11 protein-coding genes are annotated in these 16,930 nt (G+C 61.3%); all 11 read right to left on the reverse strand.

The features are described from left to right. Positions 1–464: 464 nt before the first annotated feature. Positions 465–1,214: a carbonic anhydrase gene (locus tag ABWV89_RS09910; RefSeq protein WP_353396155.1), complete on the reverse strand. Its 750-nt coding sequence runs from the start codon at positions 1,212–1,214 to the stop codon at positions 465–467. A 31-nt stretch (positions 1,215–1,245) separates the two neighbouring features. Further along, positions 1,246–2,079 (reverse strand): peptidylprolyl isomerase, encoded by an 834-nt coding sequence (locus ABWV89_RS09915; RefSeq protein ID WP_353396157.1) that lies wholly within the window; start codon positions 2,077–2,079, stop codon positions 1,246–1,248. 81 nt (positions 2,080–2,160) lie between these two features. Then, positions 2,161–2,892, reverse strand: a complete 732-nt coding sequence (gene narI / locus ABWV89_RS09920; protein WP_353396159.1) for a respiratory nitrate reductase subunit gamma — start codon at positions 2,890–2,892, stop codon at positions 2,161–2,163. Between the two features lie 19 nt (positions 2,893–2,911). Beyond that, positions 2,912–3,592 (reverse strand): nitrate reductase molybdenum cofactor assembly chaperone, encoded by a 681-nt coding sequence (gene narJ / locus ABWV89_RS09925; RefSeq protein ID WP_353396161.1) that lies wholly within the window; start codon positions 3,590–3,592, stop codon positions 2,912–2,914. Positions 3,593–3,602: 10 nt separating this feature from the next. Beyond that, a complete protein-coding gene (narH, locus tag ABWV89_RS09930; protein ID WP_353396163.1) occupies positions 3,603–5,135 on the reverse strand; it encodes a nitrate reductase subunit beta in 1,533 nt (510 codons plus the stop codon). Between the two features lie 34 nt (positions 5,136–5,169). Continuing rightward, entirely contained in the window at positions 5,170–9,042 is a 3,873-nt protein-coding gene (locus tag ABWV89_RS09935) for a nitrate reductase subunit alpha (RefSeq protein WP_353396165.1), read from the reverse strand. A 128-nt stretch (positions 9,043–9,170) separates the two neighbouring features. Further along, positions 9,171–10,817, reverse strand: a complete 1,647-nt coding sequence (locus ABWV89_RS09940; RefSeq protein ID WP_353396168.1) for an MFS transporter — start codon at positions 10,815–10,817, stop codon at positions 9,171–9,173. A 25-nt stretch (positions 10,818–10,842) separates the two neighbouring features. Beyond that, entirely contained in the window at positions 10,843–12,114 is a 1,272-nt protein-coding gene (locus tag ABWV89_RS09945) for an MFS transporter (RefSeq protein ID WP_353396170.1), read from the reverse strand. 192 nt (positions 12,115–12,306) lie between these two features. Continuing rightward, complete coding sequence (locus tag ABWV89_RS09950; RefSeq protein WP_353396172.1) at positions 12,307–13,098, reverse strand: response regulator; 792 nt, start codon at positions 13,096–13,098, stop codon at positions 12,307–12,309. After that, positions 13,095–15,020, reverse strand: coding sequence for a type IV pili methyl-accepting chemotaxis transducer N-terminal domain-containing protein (locus ABWV89_RS09955; RefSeq protein WP_353396175.1), 1,926 nt, complete (start codon positions 15,018–15,020; stop codon positions 13,095–13,097). The genes ABWV89_RS09950 and ABWV89_RS09955 overlap by 4 nt, the downstream gene beginning before the upstream one ends. 896 nt (positions 15,021–15,916) lie before the next feature. After that, a complete protein-coding gene (locus tag ABWV89_RS09960) occupies positions 15,917–16,930 on the reverse strand; it encodes an LLM class flavin-dependent oxidoreductase (RefSeq protein WP_353396177.1) in 1,014 nt (337 codons plus the stop codon).

Here is a 16,930-nt window from a genome sequence, read left to right on the forward strand (position 1 = left end):
CGCCCACGGCGCCCATCTGACTTTGCCGCTTCGCGGCTTGTCAGATGGGCGCTTGCTTCACGCGTTGCCAATCTCGATGGCCTGCAATGTCTCGCTCGCAGGCAACCGGCGAGCCGCGCAGCGGCAATGCTGGTCGACTGCCGTGGGCGCATCAAGGGCAGGCGAAGTCTCTACGACAGTGGCTTTTGCATGAAGCCGCCTCAGGTGAGGCGGCGCAGTCAAACCGAGGGTGCGGCGGATCCGGGTTTCTCGGTCCGCATCGCGCCGCCCCCTTGAGGGGGACGCGCGAAGCGCGGCGGGGGTGCTTCTCTCCATCGCCCCGGCGGGGGTGGAAAGGGGGTTAGGGGGATAGGGGGGGAAAGAAAAAGAAGAATGGAAGCAAAAACCTATGCGCCGCAGGCAAAGAAGAACAAGAAGAAGTGAACCGCCAGCCTTGCCAAGGCCAGCCTCAACGCTCACTTCACTCACACATCCTGAATCTGCCCATCATGCTCCACATAAGGAACATATGGCCCTGTGCCACTGTGGGGCGATTCGGAGGCTCTCAAAAATTCTCCGCGCAGGGCATCGAACACATACACCTCACCTTCCTCGATGACGTAATGCCAACCATGGAGAGAAAGCTTGCCCGCTTCAACCGTCCGGCGAACCATGGGGTACTCCATCAGGCGTTCAAGTTGCAACACGATGGCACGCTGCTCTGTCCGCCTCAAAGCCTCGGGCCCTGGTTGCACAGGAAGCAGTGCTTCATCGACCAGCTTGAGCCAGCTTTGCAACGCGACGGCTTCTGCTGGCGCACCTTCATACGCTGCTCGAATAGCGCCGCAGTGACTGTGACCACAGATGATGATGTGCTCGACCTTGAGTCCCAGAACGGCAAACTCGATGCCGGCAGTGGTGCCATGCAGGCCGTGCGTGCCATCGTACGGGGGCACCAACGCGCCCACGTTTCGAACAATGAACAGATCGCCCGCTGATGCCCCCGTCAGCAGATGGGGGACAAGTCTCGAATCAGAGCAGCCGATGAAGAGTGTCTTGGGATGCTGCCCTTGTGCAACGAGGTCCTGGAATCGTTGTTGATGGCGCGGAAAGTAGTCTTCGTGAAAGTCTCGCAAGCGAAGCAGCAACTCATCCCCGCCGTCGGCCCCTTCTCCCGTGCTTGCAGACGCCACCACATCAACCTCCCGCAGCAAACCTGAAGAACAGTGCACCATTGGACTCCTTGGTTGTCGGCACGAAGGGCGCCTATTGGACCAGTGGCGACGCACTGGCGTCGATGGCCACACCGTGAACGGCGGCCTGTCCTGCCAGCAACTGCATGTACTGACGAAGCGCCGTCACTTCGCACTGCGCTCTCAGGCGCTGAGAGATGCCAGCACGCACGTCTTCAAACCTTTGATGGGTACCCTTGCGTCTGCGCAAGACTTCAATGACGTGCAAACCATGACGCGTTCGCACCAACCTGGGATGGACGCCCATTCCGCCTCGAGAGTCGCGTTGATGAAAGAGCTCGTTGGCCAACTCGGGGGCACAGTCGTGCGGTGACACCCAGCCAAGATCTCCCCCTTGCACAGACGAAGGGCAGTTTGACAGCTCCGTGGCCAAGGCCTCAAAGCGACCTGCGGGTACGTCCTTGCGCGAGAGCTCCAGCAGGGCCTGCTCAGCACGGTGCGTGAGCGCATGCACGTCGACGCCAGGCGTCACCGCGAAGAGAATGTGGCGAACATGCAGGGCCTGCCCTTCGACGAAGTCTTTTTGGTGAGATTCGAAGTAGCGGCGACATTCAAGCTCGGTTGGCTCGGGCACGACAACTTCCTTGGCCAGCATCGATTCGATGACCGCATGGTCCTCGGCATTGAGCACGGGCGCTAGGGTGCTCGAGCACAAAGGCAGCAAACCCAATGCGACTGCCCGCTGGCGAAGCAGCTCGCCCCAGGCGCGCTCGCGCAACTCGGCTGAGTCCACTGCATCGCCAGGCGCATGCAGCCATACACCATTGATGGAAGCCACACCATCGATGGGTGCGGAACCGGAAGCACTCATCTGTGCTCCCTCAAAGTCCTCGGACAAGGCAGTCATTTCGGGTCTCCAGTGAAATCCACAAGCGGGAACGAACCGTCAGCAACATCGGCGCCAGTTTCAACGCCGCCCTTGCTCGCATCAGGCAGGGCGCCCTCCGCGTGAAGCAGGCTCTCGAGGTGTCAACCCGACCCGACGGCTGCGAACCACCTGATAGGGGCGAACCACATAGGCCAGGGTTCCAAATCCACTCCAGACATGGACCAGACGGGTGAAGGGGAAGATCAGGAAGATGCTCATGCCCAGGAACATGTGGGATTTGAACACCGGGCTGGTCTCCAGCAGCAATTCGGCGGCACCACTGCGGAAAGTCACCACACGTTGCGCCCACTCGGCCAGCTTGAGCATCTCGCTGCCGTCCAGATGCTGCGCCGACAGCGGAATGGTGGCCAGGCCCAGTGCAAACTGCGCCCAGAGCAACCAAAGCAGAACGATATCGCTTGTCTTGCTGGTCGCACGGATGCGGGCATCTGTCAGGCGACGGTGCAGCAACAGCGAAATGCCGATAAAGCCCAGCACTCCGAACAGACCACCAGAGACCATCGCCAGCACTTGTTTTGCACCCGCCGTCATAAAGGGCTCATACACGAAGTGCGGCGTGAGCATGCCCACGCTGTGGCCAAAGAACAGGAACAGGATGCCAAGGTGAAACAGATTGCTGCCCCAGCGAAGCTGTCCCTTGCGCAGCAGTTGCGAGGAGTCGCTTTTCCAGGTGTACTGGTCACGATCAAAGCGCAGCAGGCTGCCCAGCAGGAAAACGGTCAGGGCAATGTACGGGTAGTACCCGAAGATGAACTGATTGATGTAGGCCATGGTATGGGTCCTCCGAGCGTCAAGCAACGCGCTGCTGTTGCCCGGCAGCGTCGCGACGAACGATGTGAATGGGTTGTGTCTGTCCGGGACGGGCCTGTCCGCGCGAACTACAGCCGTTGAAGGCCTCCGGTTCTGCCCAGGCTTCGTCCAAGGGCTCATCGGCAGCGAAAGGCACGGCTTGCGCCTTTTGCCCCGCCAGTTCCAGCACGGCCGCCACCACCGAAGCGTAGGGGCTCTCGCGCTTGAGCAGCGCACTGAAAATGGCATTCAGAATGTGTGCCACCTCGCTCAGAAAGGCCTTGGCCAGCGCTGCCGGTTGCGTGGAGGCGAACTCCAGCACGGCTCCCAGGTGATCGGGCAGCTCTTCCGGTGACAGGTACAGGCCAGCCTTTTCGTAGGTCTGCACCAGGTCGATCATGGCCGGGCCGCGATCCCGGGAGTCACCATGCACATGCTCGAACAAGTGAAGGGATGTGGCTCGACCTCGGTCAAACGTCTCCACATAGCCTGACTCGATCTCCAGAGGATCGCTGCGCAGCATGGTGCTGACCAATGACCGCAGTTCCATCATCCGCGCTGCAGGCAACACGCCCTCTGATTCAATCGCATCCACGATAGCGACGGCCTGGCCTCGCCACTCGGCATCCGGGTATGACAGCAGGCGGGCCAGGGCACGCAGGGAATATTTCATGTCTTTCATGCTGGACTCCTCAGACAACGGACTTGATCGGGATCGTGCGGGGCTTGTCGCCACCGAACAGGCTGGTGTCGGTGCTGCCTTCGGAACAACCGTTGCCGAAGGAGAAGCCACAACCACCGCGCATGTCGAACGCGTTCTCGGCGTACTCCCGGTGCGAGCTCGGGATCACGAAGCGGTCTTCGTAGTTGGCAATCGCCATCACGTGGTACATCTCTTCGACTTGCTCCAACGTCAGACCGACCTGTTCCAGCACCTTGAGGTTGTCCTCGCCATCCACATGGCGGCCGCGCTGGAAGGCGCGCATCGCGAGCATGCGTTCGAGGGCCTTGACCACGGGTGCGGTGTCGCCGGCGGTGAGCAGGTTGGCCAGGTACTGCACCGGAATGCGCATCTGGGTGAAGTCGGGCAGCTCCCCGTTGACGCCCATGTGGCCCGCGTTGGCAGCGGCCGTGATGGGCGAGAGCGGCGGCACGTACCAGACCATGGGCAGCGTGCGGTACTCGGGGTGCAGCGGCAATGCAACCTTCCAGTCGATCGCCATCTTGTAGACCGGACTGTTGCGGGCGCCTTCCAACCACGACTCGGGGATACCATCCTTGCGGGCCTGTTCGATCACAGCCGGATCGTTCGGGTTGAGGAAGATATCGAGTTGGGCCTGATAGAGGTCTTTCTCGTCTTCCACGCTGGCGGCTTCGCCGATGCGATCGGCGTCGTACAGCACCACGCCCAGGTAACGAATGCGACCGACGCAGGTTTCCGAGCACACGGTCGGCTGGCCAGCCTCGATCCGCGGATAGCAGAAGACGCACTTCTCAGCCTTACCCGATTGCCAGTTGTAGTAGATCTTCTTGTACGGACAGCCACTCACACACATGCGCCAGCCGCGGCATTTGTCCTGATCGATCAGCACAATACCGTCGTCTTCGCGCTTGTAAATCGAGCCCGATGGGCACGAAGCCACACAGGCGGGGTTCAGGCAGTGCTCGCACAAACGCGGCAGGTACATCATGAAGGTGTTCTCGAACTGGCCCACCACGTCTTTCTGGACCTGCTCGAAGTTCGCCAGATTGGCGTCCTGGCTGCGCTTGCTGAACTCCCCCCCCAGGATCTCTTCCCAGTTCGGACCCCACTCGATCTTCTCCATGCGCTGACCGGTGATCAGGCTGCGCGGCCGTGCTGTTGGCGCAGCCTTGGTTTCCGGCGCCGACTGCAGATGGTCATAGTCGAAGGTAAAGGGTTCGTAGTAGTCGTCGATCTGGGGCAAGTTGGGGTTGCTGAAGATCTTCATCAGCAACGACCACTTGCCACCCTGCTTCGGCACGATCTTGCCGTCGGATCTGCGCTCCCAGCCGCCGTTCCACTTGGTCTGGTTTTCCCAGTCCTTCGGATAGCCAATGCCGGGCTTGGTTTCCACGTTGTTGAACCAGGCGTACTCAACGCCGGAGCGACTGGTCCAAACGTTCTTGCAGGTGACCGAACAGGTATGGCATCCAATGCACTTATCCAGGTTCAGCACCATCGCGATTTGGGCACGTACTTTCATCGTGTTTCTCCTAATTCTGTCTGTGCCTCAGGCCTCAGGCCTGAACGCTGTCGGTGCCTTCGTTGTCGAGCCAGTCGACCTTGCGCATCTTGCGCACGATGACGAACTCATCACGGTTGGTGCCGATGGTTCCGTAGTAGTTGAAGCCGTAGCTGAACTGGGCGTAGCCGCCGATCATGTGGGTGGGTTTGGTCACGATGCGGGTTACCGAGTTGTGGATACCGCCACGCGTACCGGTGATCTCCGAGCCCGGGGTGTTGATGATCTTCTCCTGCGCGTGGTACATCATCACCATGCCGTTCTTGACCCGCTGGCTCACCACCGCGCGCGCCGCAATGGCACCGTTGGTGTTGAACAGCTCCACCCAGTCGTTGTCTTCAATGCCGGCCGACTTCGCGTCGTCTTCGCTCAGCCAGATCACCGGGCCGCCACGGTTGAGGGTCAGCATGTGCAGGTTGTCGCTGTACGTGCTGTGGATACCCCACTTCTGGTGCGGCGTGATGAAGTTAAGCGAGATCTCCTTGTGGCCGTTGGGACGGCGATCGATCATCTCGTCCACCGTCTTCAGATCAACCGGCGGACGGTAGCTGGTCATGTTCTCGCCGAACGCCGTCATCCAGGGGTGATCGAGGTAGAACTGCTGGCGTCCGGTCAGCGTGCGCCATGGAATCAGCTCATGCACGTTGGTGTAGCCGGCGTTGTACGAGACCTTCTCGCTTTCCAGGCCCGACCAGGTCGGCGAGGAAATGATCTTGCGCGGTTGCGCCTGGATATCGCGGAACCGGATCTTCTCGTCTTCGCGGTGCAGGGCCAGGTGGGTGTGGTCTCGTCCGGTCTGCTTGGACAGAGCCTCCCAGGCCTTCACCGCCACATGACCATTGGTCTCGGGCGCCAGCTGCAGGATGACCTCACAGGCGTCGATGTCGCTTTCGATCTTGGCGAAGCCCTTGGTCACGCCTTCGGTCTTGACCTTGCCGTTGAGCTCCTTGAGCTGGCCGACTTCGGTCTGGGTGTTCCACGCAATACCCTTGCCACCGTTGCCCACCTTGTCCATCAGCGGGCCAAGCGAGGTAAAGCGCGCATACGTGTTCGGGAAGTCGCGCTCGACCACCGCAATTTGCGGCGCTGTCTTGCCCGGGATCAGTTCGCACTCGCCCTTCTTCCACTCGGCCACACCAAAGGGTTGTGCCAATTCGGCTGGCGAGTCGTGCATCAGCGGGGTCAGCACCACTTCCTTCTCGACGCCCAGATGACCCACGCACACTTCGCTGTACGCTTTGGCAAAGCCTTTGTAGATCTCCCAGTCGCTCTTGCTCTGCCACGCCGGGTCCACGGCCGTGGACAAGGGGTGGATAAACGGGTGCATGTCGCTGGTGTTGAGGTCGTTTTTCTCGTACCAGGTGGCCGTGGGCAGGACGATGTCGGAATACAGGCAGGTCGTGCTCATGCGGAAGTCGAGCGTGACCAGCAGGTCCAGCTTGCCTTCCGGGGCCTTGGCGTGCCACTGCACTTCGTGCGGCTTGGCCTCGTCCGGCCCCAGGTCCTTGCCCTGCACACCATGGGTGGTGCCCAGCAAGTGCTTGAGGAAATACTCATGGCCCTTGCCCGACGAACCCAGCAGGTTGGAGCGCCACACGAACAGATTGCGCGGCCAGTTGTTGGGGTGGTCCGGGTCTTCACAGCTCATGCGCAGCGAGCCGTCCTTGAGGGACTGCACGGCATAGTCCTTGGCATCCATGCCGGCGGCCTGCGCGTCTTTCACCAGCTGCAGCGGGTTGGTCTGCAACTGTGGCGCGCTGGGCAACCAGCCCATGCGCTCGGCGCGCACGTTGTAGTCGATCAGACTGCCGCCGAACTTGGATTTGTCGGCCAGCGGTGAAAGGATCTCTTCCACGCCCAGCTTCTCGTAACGCCACTGGTCGGTATGGGCATAGAAGAAACTGGTCGAGTTCTGCTGGCGCGGCGGGCGCACCCAGTCGAGCGCGAAGGCCAGCGCCGTCCAGCCGGTTTGAGGGCGCAGCTTCTCCTGGCCCACGTAGTGGGCCCAGCCACCACCGCTCTGGCCGATACAGCCACACATCATCAGCATGTTGATGATGCCGCGGTAGTTCATGTCGCTGTGGTACCAGTGGTTCATGGCCGCGCCGATGATGACCATGGACTTGCCCTTGGTCTTGTCGGCGTTGTCGGCGAACTGGCGGGCCACGGCGATCACCTGGTCGCGCTTGACGCCAGTGATCTTTTCCTGCCAGGCGGGCGTGTACGGCAGATCCTGGTCGTAGTGGGTGGCGGCGTTCTCGCCCGGAAGGCCGCGGGGCACTCCGTAGTTGGCCACGGTCAGGTCGAACACGGTGGCCACCAGGGCGTAACGCTCTTCGCCTGCCTTGCCCAGCTTGATGCGACGCACCGGCACCTTGCGCACGATCACGTCGTCGGTTGCGCTGGCTTGTTTGTTCGAGTCAAAGTTCGGTGTATCGATGCCGCCGAAATACGGGAAGGCCACATCGCCCACCTCGTACTCGCTGCCTTCGCCCTCCATCAGGCTGAGCTTGAGCTTGACCTGGTCGTTGTCGCGGGCTTCCTTGTCTTCCAGGTTCCACTTGCCCAGGTCCTCGCGTTCTGCAGCGCCCCATCGGAAGCCGATGGAACCGTTGGGCAGCACGATCTTGTCGGCCTGGTCCACTGCCACCGTCTTCCACTCGGGGTTGTTCTTCTGGCCGAGCTTGCCGTTGAAATCGCTCGCACGCAGGTAGCGGCCCGGCACGACCACCGTGCGGCCATCGGGCAGGGTGCGTTCTTCCAACTGCACCAGGTTCGGCATGTCGGTGTAACGACGCACGTAGTCGTCGAAGTACGCCGATCTGTAATGCCCCCCCTGCGCGCCTTCCGGCGCTTCCCCCGAGGGGACGGACGAGCTTGGGGCGGCCCTGCGCTCGTCCTGCTTGCCAAAGTAAAACTCCTTGAGGATCACGTGGCCCATGGCCATGGCGATGGCCGCGTCGGTGCCCTGCTTGGGGTGCATCCACAGGTCACACAGCTTGCTGATCTCGGCGTAGTCAGGTGTGATCGCCACCGTCTTGGCGCCCTTGTAGCGCACCTCGGTGAAGAAGTGGGCGTCCGGCGTACGCGTCTGGGGAACGTTGGAGCCCCACGCGATGATGTAGGTGGAGTTGTACCAGTCGGCCGATTCGGGCACGTCGGTCTGTTCGCCCCAGATCTGCGGGCTGGCCGGGGGCAGGTCGCAGTACCAGTCGTAGAAGCTCATGCACACACCACCGATCAGCGACAGGTAGCGCGAACCGGCGGCATAGCTGACCATGGACATGGCCGGGATCGGCGAGAAGCCGATCACGCGGTCTGGACCGTACTTCTTGGCCGTGTACACGTTGGCGCTGGCAATCAGCTGGTTCACCTCATCCCAGGTAGTGCGCACCATGCCACCCAGCCCCCGCTGCTGCTGCCATTCGCGGCGGGCGTCAGCGTTCTCGACAATGCTGGCCCAGGCATCGACCGGGCTCTTGGCCACGGCCAGCGCCGCACGCCAGTGCTGCAGCAGTTTGCCGCGGATCATCGGGTACTTCACCCGGTTGGCCGAATACAGGTACCAGCTGTAAGAGGCCCCACGGGCACAGCCGCGCGGTTCGTGGTTGGGCAGGTCGGCCCGCGTGCGTGGGTAATCGGTCTGCTGGGTTTCCCAGGTGACGATGCCACCCTTGACATAGATCTTCCACGAGCAGGAGCCCGTGCAGTTGACGCCATGGGTCGAGCGCACGATCTTGTCGTGTGCCCAGCGGTCGCGGTAGGCATCTTCCCAGGTACGGTCTTCACCCGTGGTGATGCCGTGATTGCCCGAAAAGTTCTCTTTGGGAGCCGTGAAATGGCTCAGACGATCGAGAAAGTGACTCATGTATGACCTCCAGAACGGAGCGATGGATTTCAGATTCGAGGCTTACCGCGGAACCGGCTTTGCCGGGCCGCTGGTAAGGTCCCCCTCGCAGGGGGAAGCCGCGAAGCGGCGCAGGGGGTGGTCAGGCTCTAGGGGTTCTTGAACTCAGCCTTCGGGCCAAGGTAGAACCACCAGTTCAGCAGCAGGCATACGCCGTAGAAAATGGCGAATCCATACAGCGCGTTCTCAGGCGTGGCAGCCTTGATCTGCTCACCAAACACCTGGGGAATCACAAAAGCGCCGTATGCAGCCACTGCCGAGGTCCAGCCCAGCACCGGGCCAGCCTGCTCCTTCGGAAACACCATGGCAATCGTGCGGAAGGTCGAACCGTTGCCAATGCCCGAGGCAGCAAACAGCACCAGGAAAAGCAGGAAGAAGGGAACGAAGAACACTTCAGGCGTGGCCGAGACGTAAGCGGCATGCATGTAGTAGGCAGTGCCCAGCGAGGCCACCACCAGCACCACCGACACGATCTGCGTCACCAGCGCACCACCGACCTTGTCGGCGATCCAGCCACCCACCGGGCGGATGAAGGCACCGATGAAAGGGCCCATCCAGGCATACATCAGCGCGCTGGGGGCGTTCGGGTTCACAGCGGTGTGCACCATCACGCCGTCAGCACCCATCACGTGAGTGAAGCCGAAGATCACCTTGATGGCCAGGGCGAACGCCGCCGAGAAGCCGATGAAGCTGCCGAAGGTCATGGTGTAGATCACGCTCATGACCCAGGTATGCCGGTTGCCGAAGATCTTGAACTGGCGCTGCAGGTTGGGCTTGATGTCGCCCGGGATGAGTTTCATCAGCAGCACGGTCGATGCGATCACCGCAGCCATGACGATCCACTTGGCCCAGCTCGGAGCGCCCAGACCGGTCGGTGCAGGCAGGATGATGTACAGGCCAATGGCGGCCGTCAGGAAGCCGATGGCCAGCATGCCGATGATCTTGGAAGCGCCGCCAATGAAAGAGCCAGGATTGGGTGTGACTTCATCGCTCTTGATGGTGTTCATACCGAACCAGCCGGCAAAGGCCAGCGGCACCAGGAGCAGCAGCCAGACGAAGCCGGCGTTCTGGATCCAGGTTTGCGAGCCAGCGGCGGCCTTGCCGATGAGCGAACCAGACGCCTGCACCAGTGTGGTGGACTCACCACCAAAGCTGCCGAACAGGCCGAAGGTCATGACCAGCGGCACCAGGATCTGCATCGTGGTCACGCCAGCATTGCCCAGGCCTGCGTTCAGGCCCAGCGCAAGTCCTTGCATCTTCTTGGGATAGAAGAAGCTGATGTTGGACATCGAGGAAGCAAAGTTGCCGCCGCCAAAACCTGAGAGCAGCGCCAGCAACTGGAACATCCACAACGGCGTGGTCTTGTCTTGCAGCGCAAAGCCCAGGCCCACCGCCGGAATCATCAACAATGCCGTGGTGAAGAAGATGGTGTTGCGGCCACCGGCAATGCGGATGAAAAAGCTGGACGGAATGCGCAGCGTGGCGCCCGTCAGACCTGCGATGGCTGCGAGCGTGAACAGCTCGGCCGGTTTGAACGGGAAGCCCGCGTTGAGCATCTGCACGGTGACCATGCTCCAGATCACCCACACGGCAAAGCCGCAGAGCAGACTGGGAATGGAGATCCAGAGGTTCCGCGAGGCAATGCGCTTGCCTTGTGCGTTCCAGAAGCGCTCGTCTTCCGGGCGCCAGTCGGTCAGCTCATGCGAGCCGCTGGCCTTGGGGGATGGGGTGTTCATGGTGTTGACTCCGGTTGCCATGGTTTCAGGCCTCCACTGCCAGTTGGTTGTTATTGCCGCCGCGAACCACATCGGTGCGACGGACTTCGGTCCAGTACATCCAGATCAGCGAGACCCAGACCACGCCGTACATCAGCATGAAGGCACTGGAGCGGATGCCTGTGTAGTCCAGCAGCGCGCCGAACATGATGGGAAGAATGAAGCCGCCCAGACCACCGGCCAGTCCGACGATGCCGGAGATGGTGCCGATGTTGCCGGGGTAGTCATCGCTGATGTACTTGAAGACGCTGGCCTTGCCAAAGGCCCAGGCCATGCCCAGGATGAACATGAGGCCGGTGAACACGTACACGTTCAAACCGATGTGGAAAGTCGTCGCGCCGTTGACCGTGTTGATGGTGAAATCGGTCTGGGGATAGGACAGGATGAACAGGCAGATCCAGCTCACCCACATGACCCACCAGGTCACACTGTGGGCGCCGTATTTGTCGGACATCCAGCCACCGATGGCACGCAGCACACCACCGGGCAAGGAGAAGCAGGCGGCCAGCAAAGCGGCCACGCGGATATCAAGGCCGTATTCGCCCACGTAGTACTGCACCATCCACAGCGACAAGGCCACGTAGCCACCGAACACGATGCTGTAGTACTGGCAGTACTTGAGCACACGGGGATCTTTCAGTGCCTTGAGCTGGTCCATGAACTTGGTGTTCGATGGCACCAGGTGGGCTGGATCGCTGGCGCTACCGAACCAGAAAATGATCAGCGTGCCGAGCATGATGGCGGCATAGACCTTGGGCACCATCGTCCATCCGAAGGCCACCAGAATGGCTGGCGCCACAAACTTGTTGAAGGCAGCGCCCGAGTTGCCGGCACCGAAGATGCCCATGGCCATGCCCTGGCGGTTCTTGGGGAACCAGCGGGCCACGTAAGGTGTGCCCACCGAGAACGAGCCACCGGCCAGACCCAGCACCAGGCCGATGACCAAGAAGTGCCAGAACTCGGTGGCATAAGCCATCAGCCAGATGGCAGGCACGGTGATCGCCAGCAACACGGCCATCACGATGCGTCCACCGAACTTATCGGTCCAGATACCTAGGGGCACTCGAACCAGAGCGCCCGATAGCACGGGCATGGCGGTCAGCAGACCGAACTCGGTGGCATTGAGACCCAGTTCTTTTTTCAGCGGGATGCCAATCACCGCGAACATCATCCAGACCATGAAGCACACCGTGAATGCCCATGTGCTCACGATCAGAACGGACCAGGCCTTGCGTTGGTTTCTCAGTTCAGAGGCCATTTCTTTCTCCAGAAAGTCATGGCATGTACTGTCCCGCGATGCGGCGCAGGCGACCATCCGTCAATGGTGTGGTCGAGTTTGATCAGAAGAACGATGCGCGCCCGCTGGCGCATCGTTCGAAAGAACTAGTCCGTCCGGAATTTCCTGATCAATTGATCTGGATCAACCCGATCCAGATGCGGATGGAGGCCGTCAGACCAGTCCGTGGTTCGTCGCGTAGACCGCGGCCTGCACGCGCGAATTCAGCTCCAGCTTGCGCAGTATGTGTTGCACATGGATCTTCACCGTGGTTTCGGCAATATCGAGCCCACGTGCAATCAGCTTGTTGCTCTCGCCTTTGGCAATGAGCACCAGAATCTCGCGTTCACGGGGAGAGAGGCTGGACAAGGCTTCATCTTCAGGACCATCGGCCGCCACTGCCGCAGCCCCGGCTCCCTGCGCTTGAGCCTCTGTCGCCTGTGGCGTTTGTGCCCCACCGACACCTCCTGGCGTCGACGCAGGTGACCGACGCGCCCGGAACACCGACACCAGCTTGGTCATCATCTCGGGGCTGATGACCGACTCCCCGTCAAGCACCTTGAAGATGGTGTCGATGAGCTGGTCCGATTCCACGGTTTTGAGCAGGTATCCGTCTGCCCCTGCCTGCAAGGCAGCCGCAAGATCCTTCTCATCTTCACTGACTGTCAGCATCAACACTTTGGCTGTCTGAGCAGATTCCTTGATGGAAGCAATGCCGTCCACCCCTCTGACGCCCGGCAGATGGTTGTCCAACAAGATGACATCCGGTTGGTCTTTTTCGAGGCAACGAAGTGCCTCGCCCACGTCCCCTGCCTCGCACACCACCTCCAGCCGGTCATCTTGCGCCAGCAGCGCGCGCAAGCCCCGGCGAAACAGGTTGTGATCGTCAACCAGCATCAGACGGACACAGGTTGGCATGGCGGCGTTGTTGGCAGCAGAGGTGTCAGCAGGAGGGAGCGGGCTCATGAGAGAAAAGCAGAGTCACGGAAAACGTCAATGCCCATGGTACCCACATTGCTCGCAGCAACGGGATAAGGCGGCAACTCCAGTGTCACCGAGGTTCCCTGCCCTGGTGCCGAAACCACATCGACCTTGGCGCCAATGCGCTCAGCACGTTCGCGCATGATCTTGGTCCCCACATGGGTTTGCGCCAGCGATTGCCCTGTATCAAAACCATCGCCGTTATCGCGCACGGTGAACACCCACTGCTCGCCTTTGACCACTTCCAGACTCACATGTGAGGCCTGGGCATGCTTGCGCACGTTCGACAACGCTTCCTGCACCACATGCAGCACTTGCACCTGAACGTCGGCAGGCAAGGGCAAACCTTCGCCTTCCACGTGCAAGCGTGTCGTGATGACGGTCTGGTGCTGGAATTTCTGGAGCGTTTCCTGCAGGGCCTGCTCAATGTCGTCGGTATTGGTGCGGGTACGGAAGTGCACCAGAAGCTCTCGCACGTCTCCGATGCTGCCCTTGAGCCCTTCGTCCAGCTCGTCCAGTGACTGCCTGACCTTCTCGCTCTGCCCCTTGTCAATGGAAGTGCGCAGCAACTGCGCCTGAATCTTCAAAAACGCCAGCGACTGCGCAATCGAATCGTGCAGCTCACGCGCCAGCAAAGAGCGCTCTTCGCCCACTGCTGCCTCTCGCTCCAGCGCAGCGGCGCGCAGACCCTCCAGTGCGCTCGCCAGATGGCTGGCCAGCGCATCCAGCAACTCCACCTCTTCTGCGGTCAGACTGATGTTCCCCCGATAGAAGAGATCGATCTCCCCGATGAGGCGTTGCTGCAAACGCACCGGAACGCTCACCAGCTGCTCATAGCCAATGCGGGCGCATCGTCGCAACGGCGCCTCCTCGGCTTTGTGGATAGGAATCACACGTGTCGTGGCATTCGGTTGCAGGGAGCCACAGGCACACGCACCCGCCATCAGGCTTTTTTCTTCATCGCGCAATTCACTGGGGAAGCAGTCCGAAGCCAGCATCAGGTAGCGCTGATTGGCCTCATCCGACCACCGCACGGCCACAGCATCGGCGCCCATGACGCCTCGCACCCGCCGGGCAAAACCGTTGGACAGCTCCTCAATCGAATTGGCCGTGGCCAGAAAGGCGCTCACCTCATAAAGCGCCTCCAATCGGGCACGCTGCGCTTCAATGTGCTGCGTCTTCTCCGTAACCTTGGCCTCCAGCCCCTGATACAAGCCCTGCAAAGTCACGGCCATCCGGTTGAAGCCATCAGCGACCTGCCCGAACTCGTCCTGAGTGTCCACGTCTACCCGTGTCCCGAAATCTCCCGCCTCCAGTTGCTGCAAGCCTCGATGCAAATGGGCCAGCGGGTTGATGACGTAAAGGTAGCCGGTGTAGAGCATGACCACGGCGCCGCCAATGGCCAGGGCCATCATCATGAACTGGAACAGGTTCAGTATCGCCGTGAAGCCAGAGAGCTGACGTTCGATCTCCAGAACAAGTTTGTCAATGGCGGCCACAAATTCGGTTGTCGGCCCCAACAAGCCAACGCCCGCGTCGGGCGACCAGTTCAGCAAATGTTCTCTTTGCGCGACCCAGCCTTGCTCCACCAGGAGAAACTCGCGTCGCACATCGGCATCCCAGGGCACGAACAACGGGCGTGCCGCATCACCCGAGCGCAACAAACTCAGGCTCCGATCAAACTGGCCAACGAGGTCAGCCACCTTTTCCTCGGGCAACTGTGCCTGAACCGCACTCGCCAGTCGCCATGTCTGCATGCGCATTCGGCCCGCCTCATTCACGGCCGCAGCCCCACCCTCGAGCTGATACGTCACCCACAAGGTCAGACCAATCGAGGCCAGAGCAGTCAAAAACAGTCCGGCGCCAATGCGGATGAGCTTGGTAGAGAGAGATGCCTTTTGGGTCACGAGGCGTAGCTTAGCGCCGAAGCGGTAGATGGGGAAGTTTGAGAAGGCGAAGAAGACGATGGGGGGGACAGCGGCGTATTTCACGACGCCGGAGCAGATGAGGGCGGGGCCGAGGATTAGTTGATTATTGGACCTCAGCCAAGGGCGTGGCAGGTCCGGGTTTCCCGGCCTGCACCATGCCGTCCCCCAGTGGGGGAAGCTGCGCACGCAGCGCAGGGGGCGTCTTTTCTTCCCCCCTATCCCCCCAGCCCCCTTTCCACCCCGCCGGGCGGAAAGGGGGAGCTCTCATTTGGTTTCTGGTCTCCGACTGGGCTTCTACGGCTCGATGCGTCGCCACCGTGGTTTGGGGTACATGCATTTCGCTGAGGCTGTCGTAGATACCTCGGCATCGGTCTTCTCGCCCACGGCGCCCATCTGACTTTGCCGCTTCGCGGCTTGTCAGATGGGCGCTTGCTTCACGCGTTGCCAATCTCGATGGCCTGCAATGTCTCGCTCGCAGGCAACCGGCGAGCCGCGCAGCGGCAATGCTGGTCGACTGCCGTGGGCGCATCAAGGGCAGGCGAAGTCTCTACGACAGTGGCTTTTGCATGAAGCCGCCTCAGGTGAGGCGGCGCAGTCAAACCGAGGGTGCGGCGGATCCGGGTTTCCCGGTCCGCATCGCGCCGCCCCCTTGAGGGGGTCGCGCGAAGCGCGGCGGGGGTGCTTCTCTCCATCGCCCCGGCGGGGTGGAAAGGGGGCTGGGGGGATAGGGGGGAAGGGCGAGGTCGTCGCAAGACAGCGCCGCAGGCAAAACGAGCCTGCATCGCAAATCGGAGATAGGGGGAAAGAGAAAAAGGTAGGAATGAAGGAGAAGTGGAAAAGCACACAGATGTGGAAGGTACAAAAGCCCAAAAGCCTCACCCCTTCATCACATCCCCTGCGATCGACAACGACCGCAACCGCAAATCCAGATCAAACACATCACTCACCAGCACAAGCTCATCCGCCTCCGTCGCATTCGCCAACTGCTGCAAGCCAGACTTCACCGTCTCTGGGCTCCCCACCACCGCACAAGCCAGAAAATCCGCAATCGCAGCACGGGCGCGCTCATCGAGTTGCTCCAGGAAACCTTCCAGCGGCTTGGGCAGCAAGCCACGTCGCCCGGTCAGAATGCCGAGCACGCGCTGATAAGTGCTGCTGGCCAGGTACTCGGCTTCTTCATCCGTGGGCGCAGCAATCAGCGGCACGCCAATCGCCGCATAAGGCTTGTCCAGCGTCGCCGATGGCTTGAAGTTGGTCCGATACACCTCCAGCGCCTGCAGCAGGTAGCGCGGTGCAAAGTGCGAGGCGAACGCATAAGGCAAACCCAGGTGCGCGGCCAACTGCGCCGAAAACAGGCTCGAGCCCAGCAGCCAGATCGGCACTTGCGTACCGGCGCCTGGCGTGGCCACCAGCGGCTGGCCCGGCTGTGCTGGCGAGAGCAAGTGCTGCAACTCTGCCACGTCGCGCGGAAAATCGTCTTCGCGTTCCACCCGGTCGCGCCGCAGTGCCCGCATGGTCATCTGGTCGGTGCCGGGCGCGCGGCCAAGGCCGAGGTCGATTCGGCCCGGGTACAGCTCGGCCAGGGTGCCAAAGGCCTCGGCCACCACCAGCGGCGCATGGTTGGGCAACATCACGCCGCCAGAGCCCACGCGAATACGCTGCGTGCCGCCGGCAATGTGGCCCACCAGCACCGCCGTGGCGGAACTGGCGATGCCGATCATGTTGTGGTGCTCGGCCAGCCAGTAGCGTTCAAAGCCAAGTGATTCAGCATGCTGCGCCGTCTTCATCGCAATGCCCAGGGCGTCGGCCACCGTGCCGCCTTCGCGCACCGCCACCAGGTCCAGCATGGACAGCTTGATCTCGTTCAAGGGCTTGTATCCGGTATTCAT

It is taken from the genome of Hydrogenophaga sp. 5NK40-0174 (assembly GCF_040372165.1).
Classification (GTDB): Bacteria; Pseudomonadota; Gammaproteobacteria; order Burkholderiales; family Burkholderiaceae_C; genus Hydrogenophaga.

Excerpts from the sequence above, each read along its gene's own strand:
- ABWV89_RS09910 (WP_353396155.1), bottom strand. The coding sequence starts at position 1,214 with ATGGTGCACTGTTCTTCAGGTTTGCTGCGGGAGGTTGATGTGGTGGCG.
- ABWV89_RS09915 (WP_353396157.1), bottom strand. The coding sequence starts at position 2,079 with ATGACTGCCTTGTCCGAGGACTTTGAGGGAGCACAGATGAGTGCTTCC.
- narI (WP_353396159.1), bottom strand. The coding sequence starts at position 2,892 with ATGGCCTACATCAATCAGTTCATCTTCGGGTACTACCCGTACATTGCC.
- narJ (WP_353396161.1), bottom strand. The coding sequence starts at position 3,592 with ATGAAAGACATGAAATATTCCCTGCGTGCCCTGGCCCGCCTGCTGTCA.
- narH (WP_353396163.1), bottom strand. The coding sequence starts at position 5,135 with ATGAAAGTACGTGCCCAAATCGCGATGGTGCTGAACCTGGATAAGTGC.
- ABWV89_RS09935 (WP_353396165.1), bottom strand. The coding sequence starts at position 9,042 with ATGAGTCACTTTCTCGATCGTCTGAGCCATTTCACGGCTCCCAAAGAG.
- ABWV89_RS09940 (WP_353396168.1), bottom strand. The coding sequence starts at position 10,817 with ATGAACACCCCATCCCCCAAGGCCAGCGGCTCGCATGAGCTGACCGAC.
- ABWV89_RS09945 (WP_353396170.1), bottom strand. The coding sequence starts at position 12,114 with ATGGCCTCTGAACTGAGAAACCAACGCAAGGCCTGGTCCGTTCTGATC.
- ABWV89_RS09950 (WP_353396172.1), bottom strand. The coding sequence starts at position 13,098 with ATGAGCCCGCTCCCTCCTGCTGACACCTCTGCTGCCAACAACGCCGCC.
- ABWV89_RS09960 (WP_353396177.1), bottom strand. The coding sequence starts at position 16,930 with ATGAATACCGGATACAAGCCCTTGAACGAGATCAAGCTGTCCATGCTG.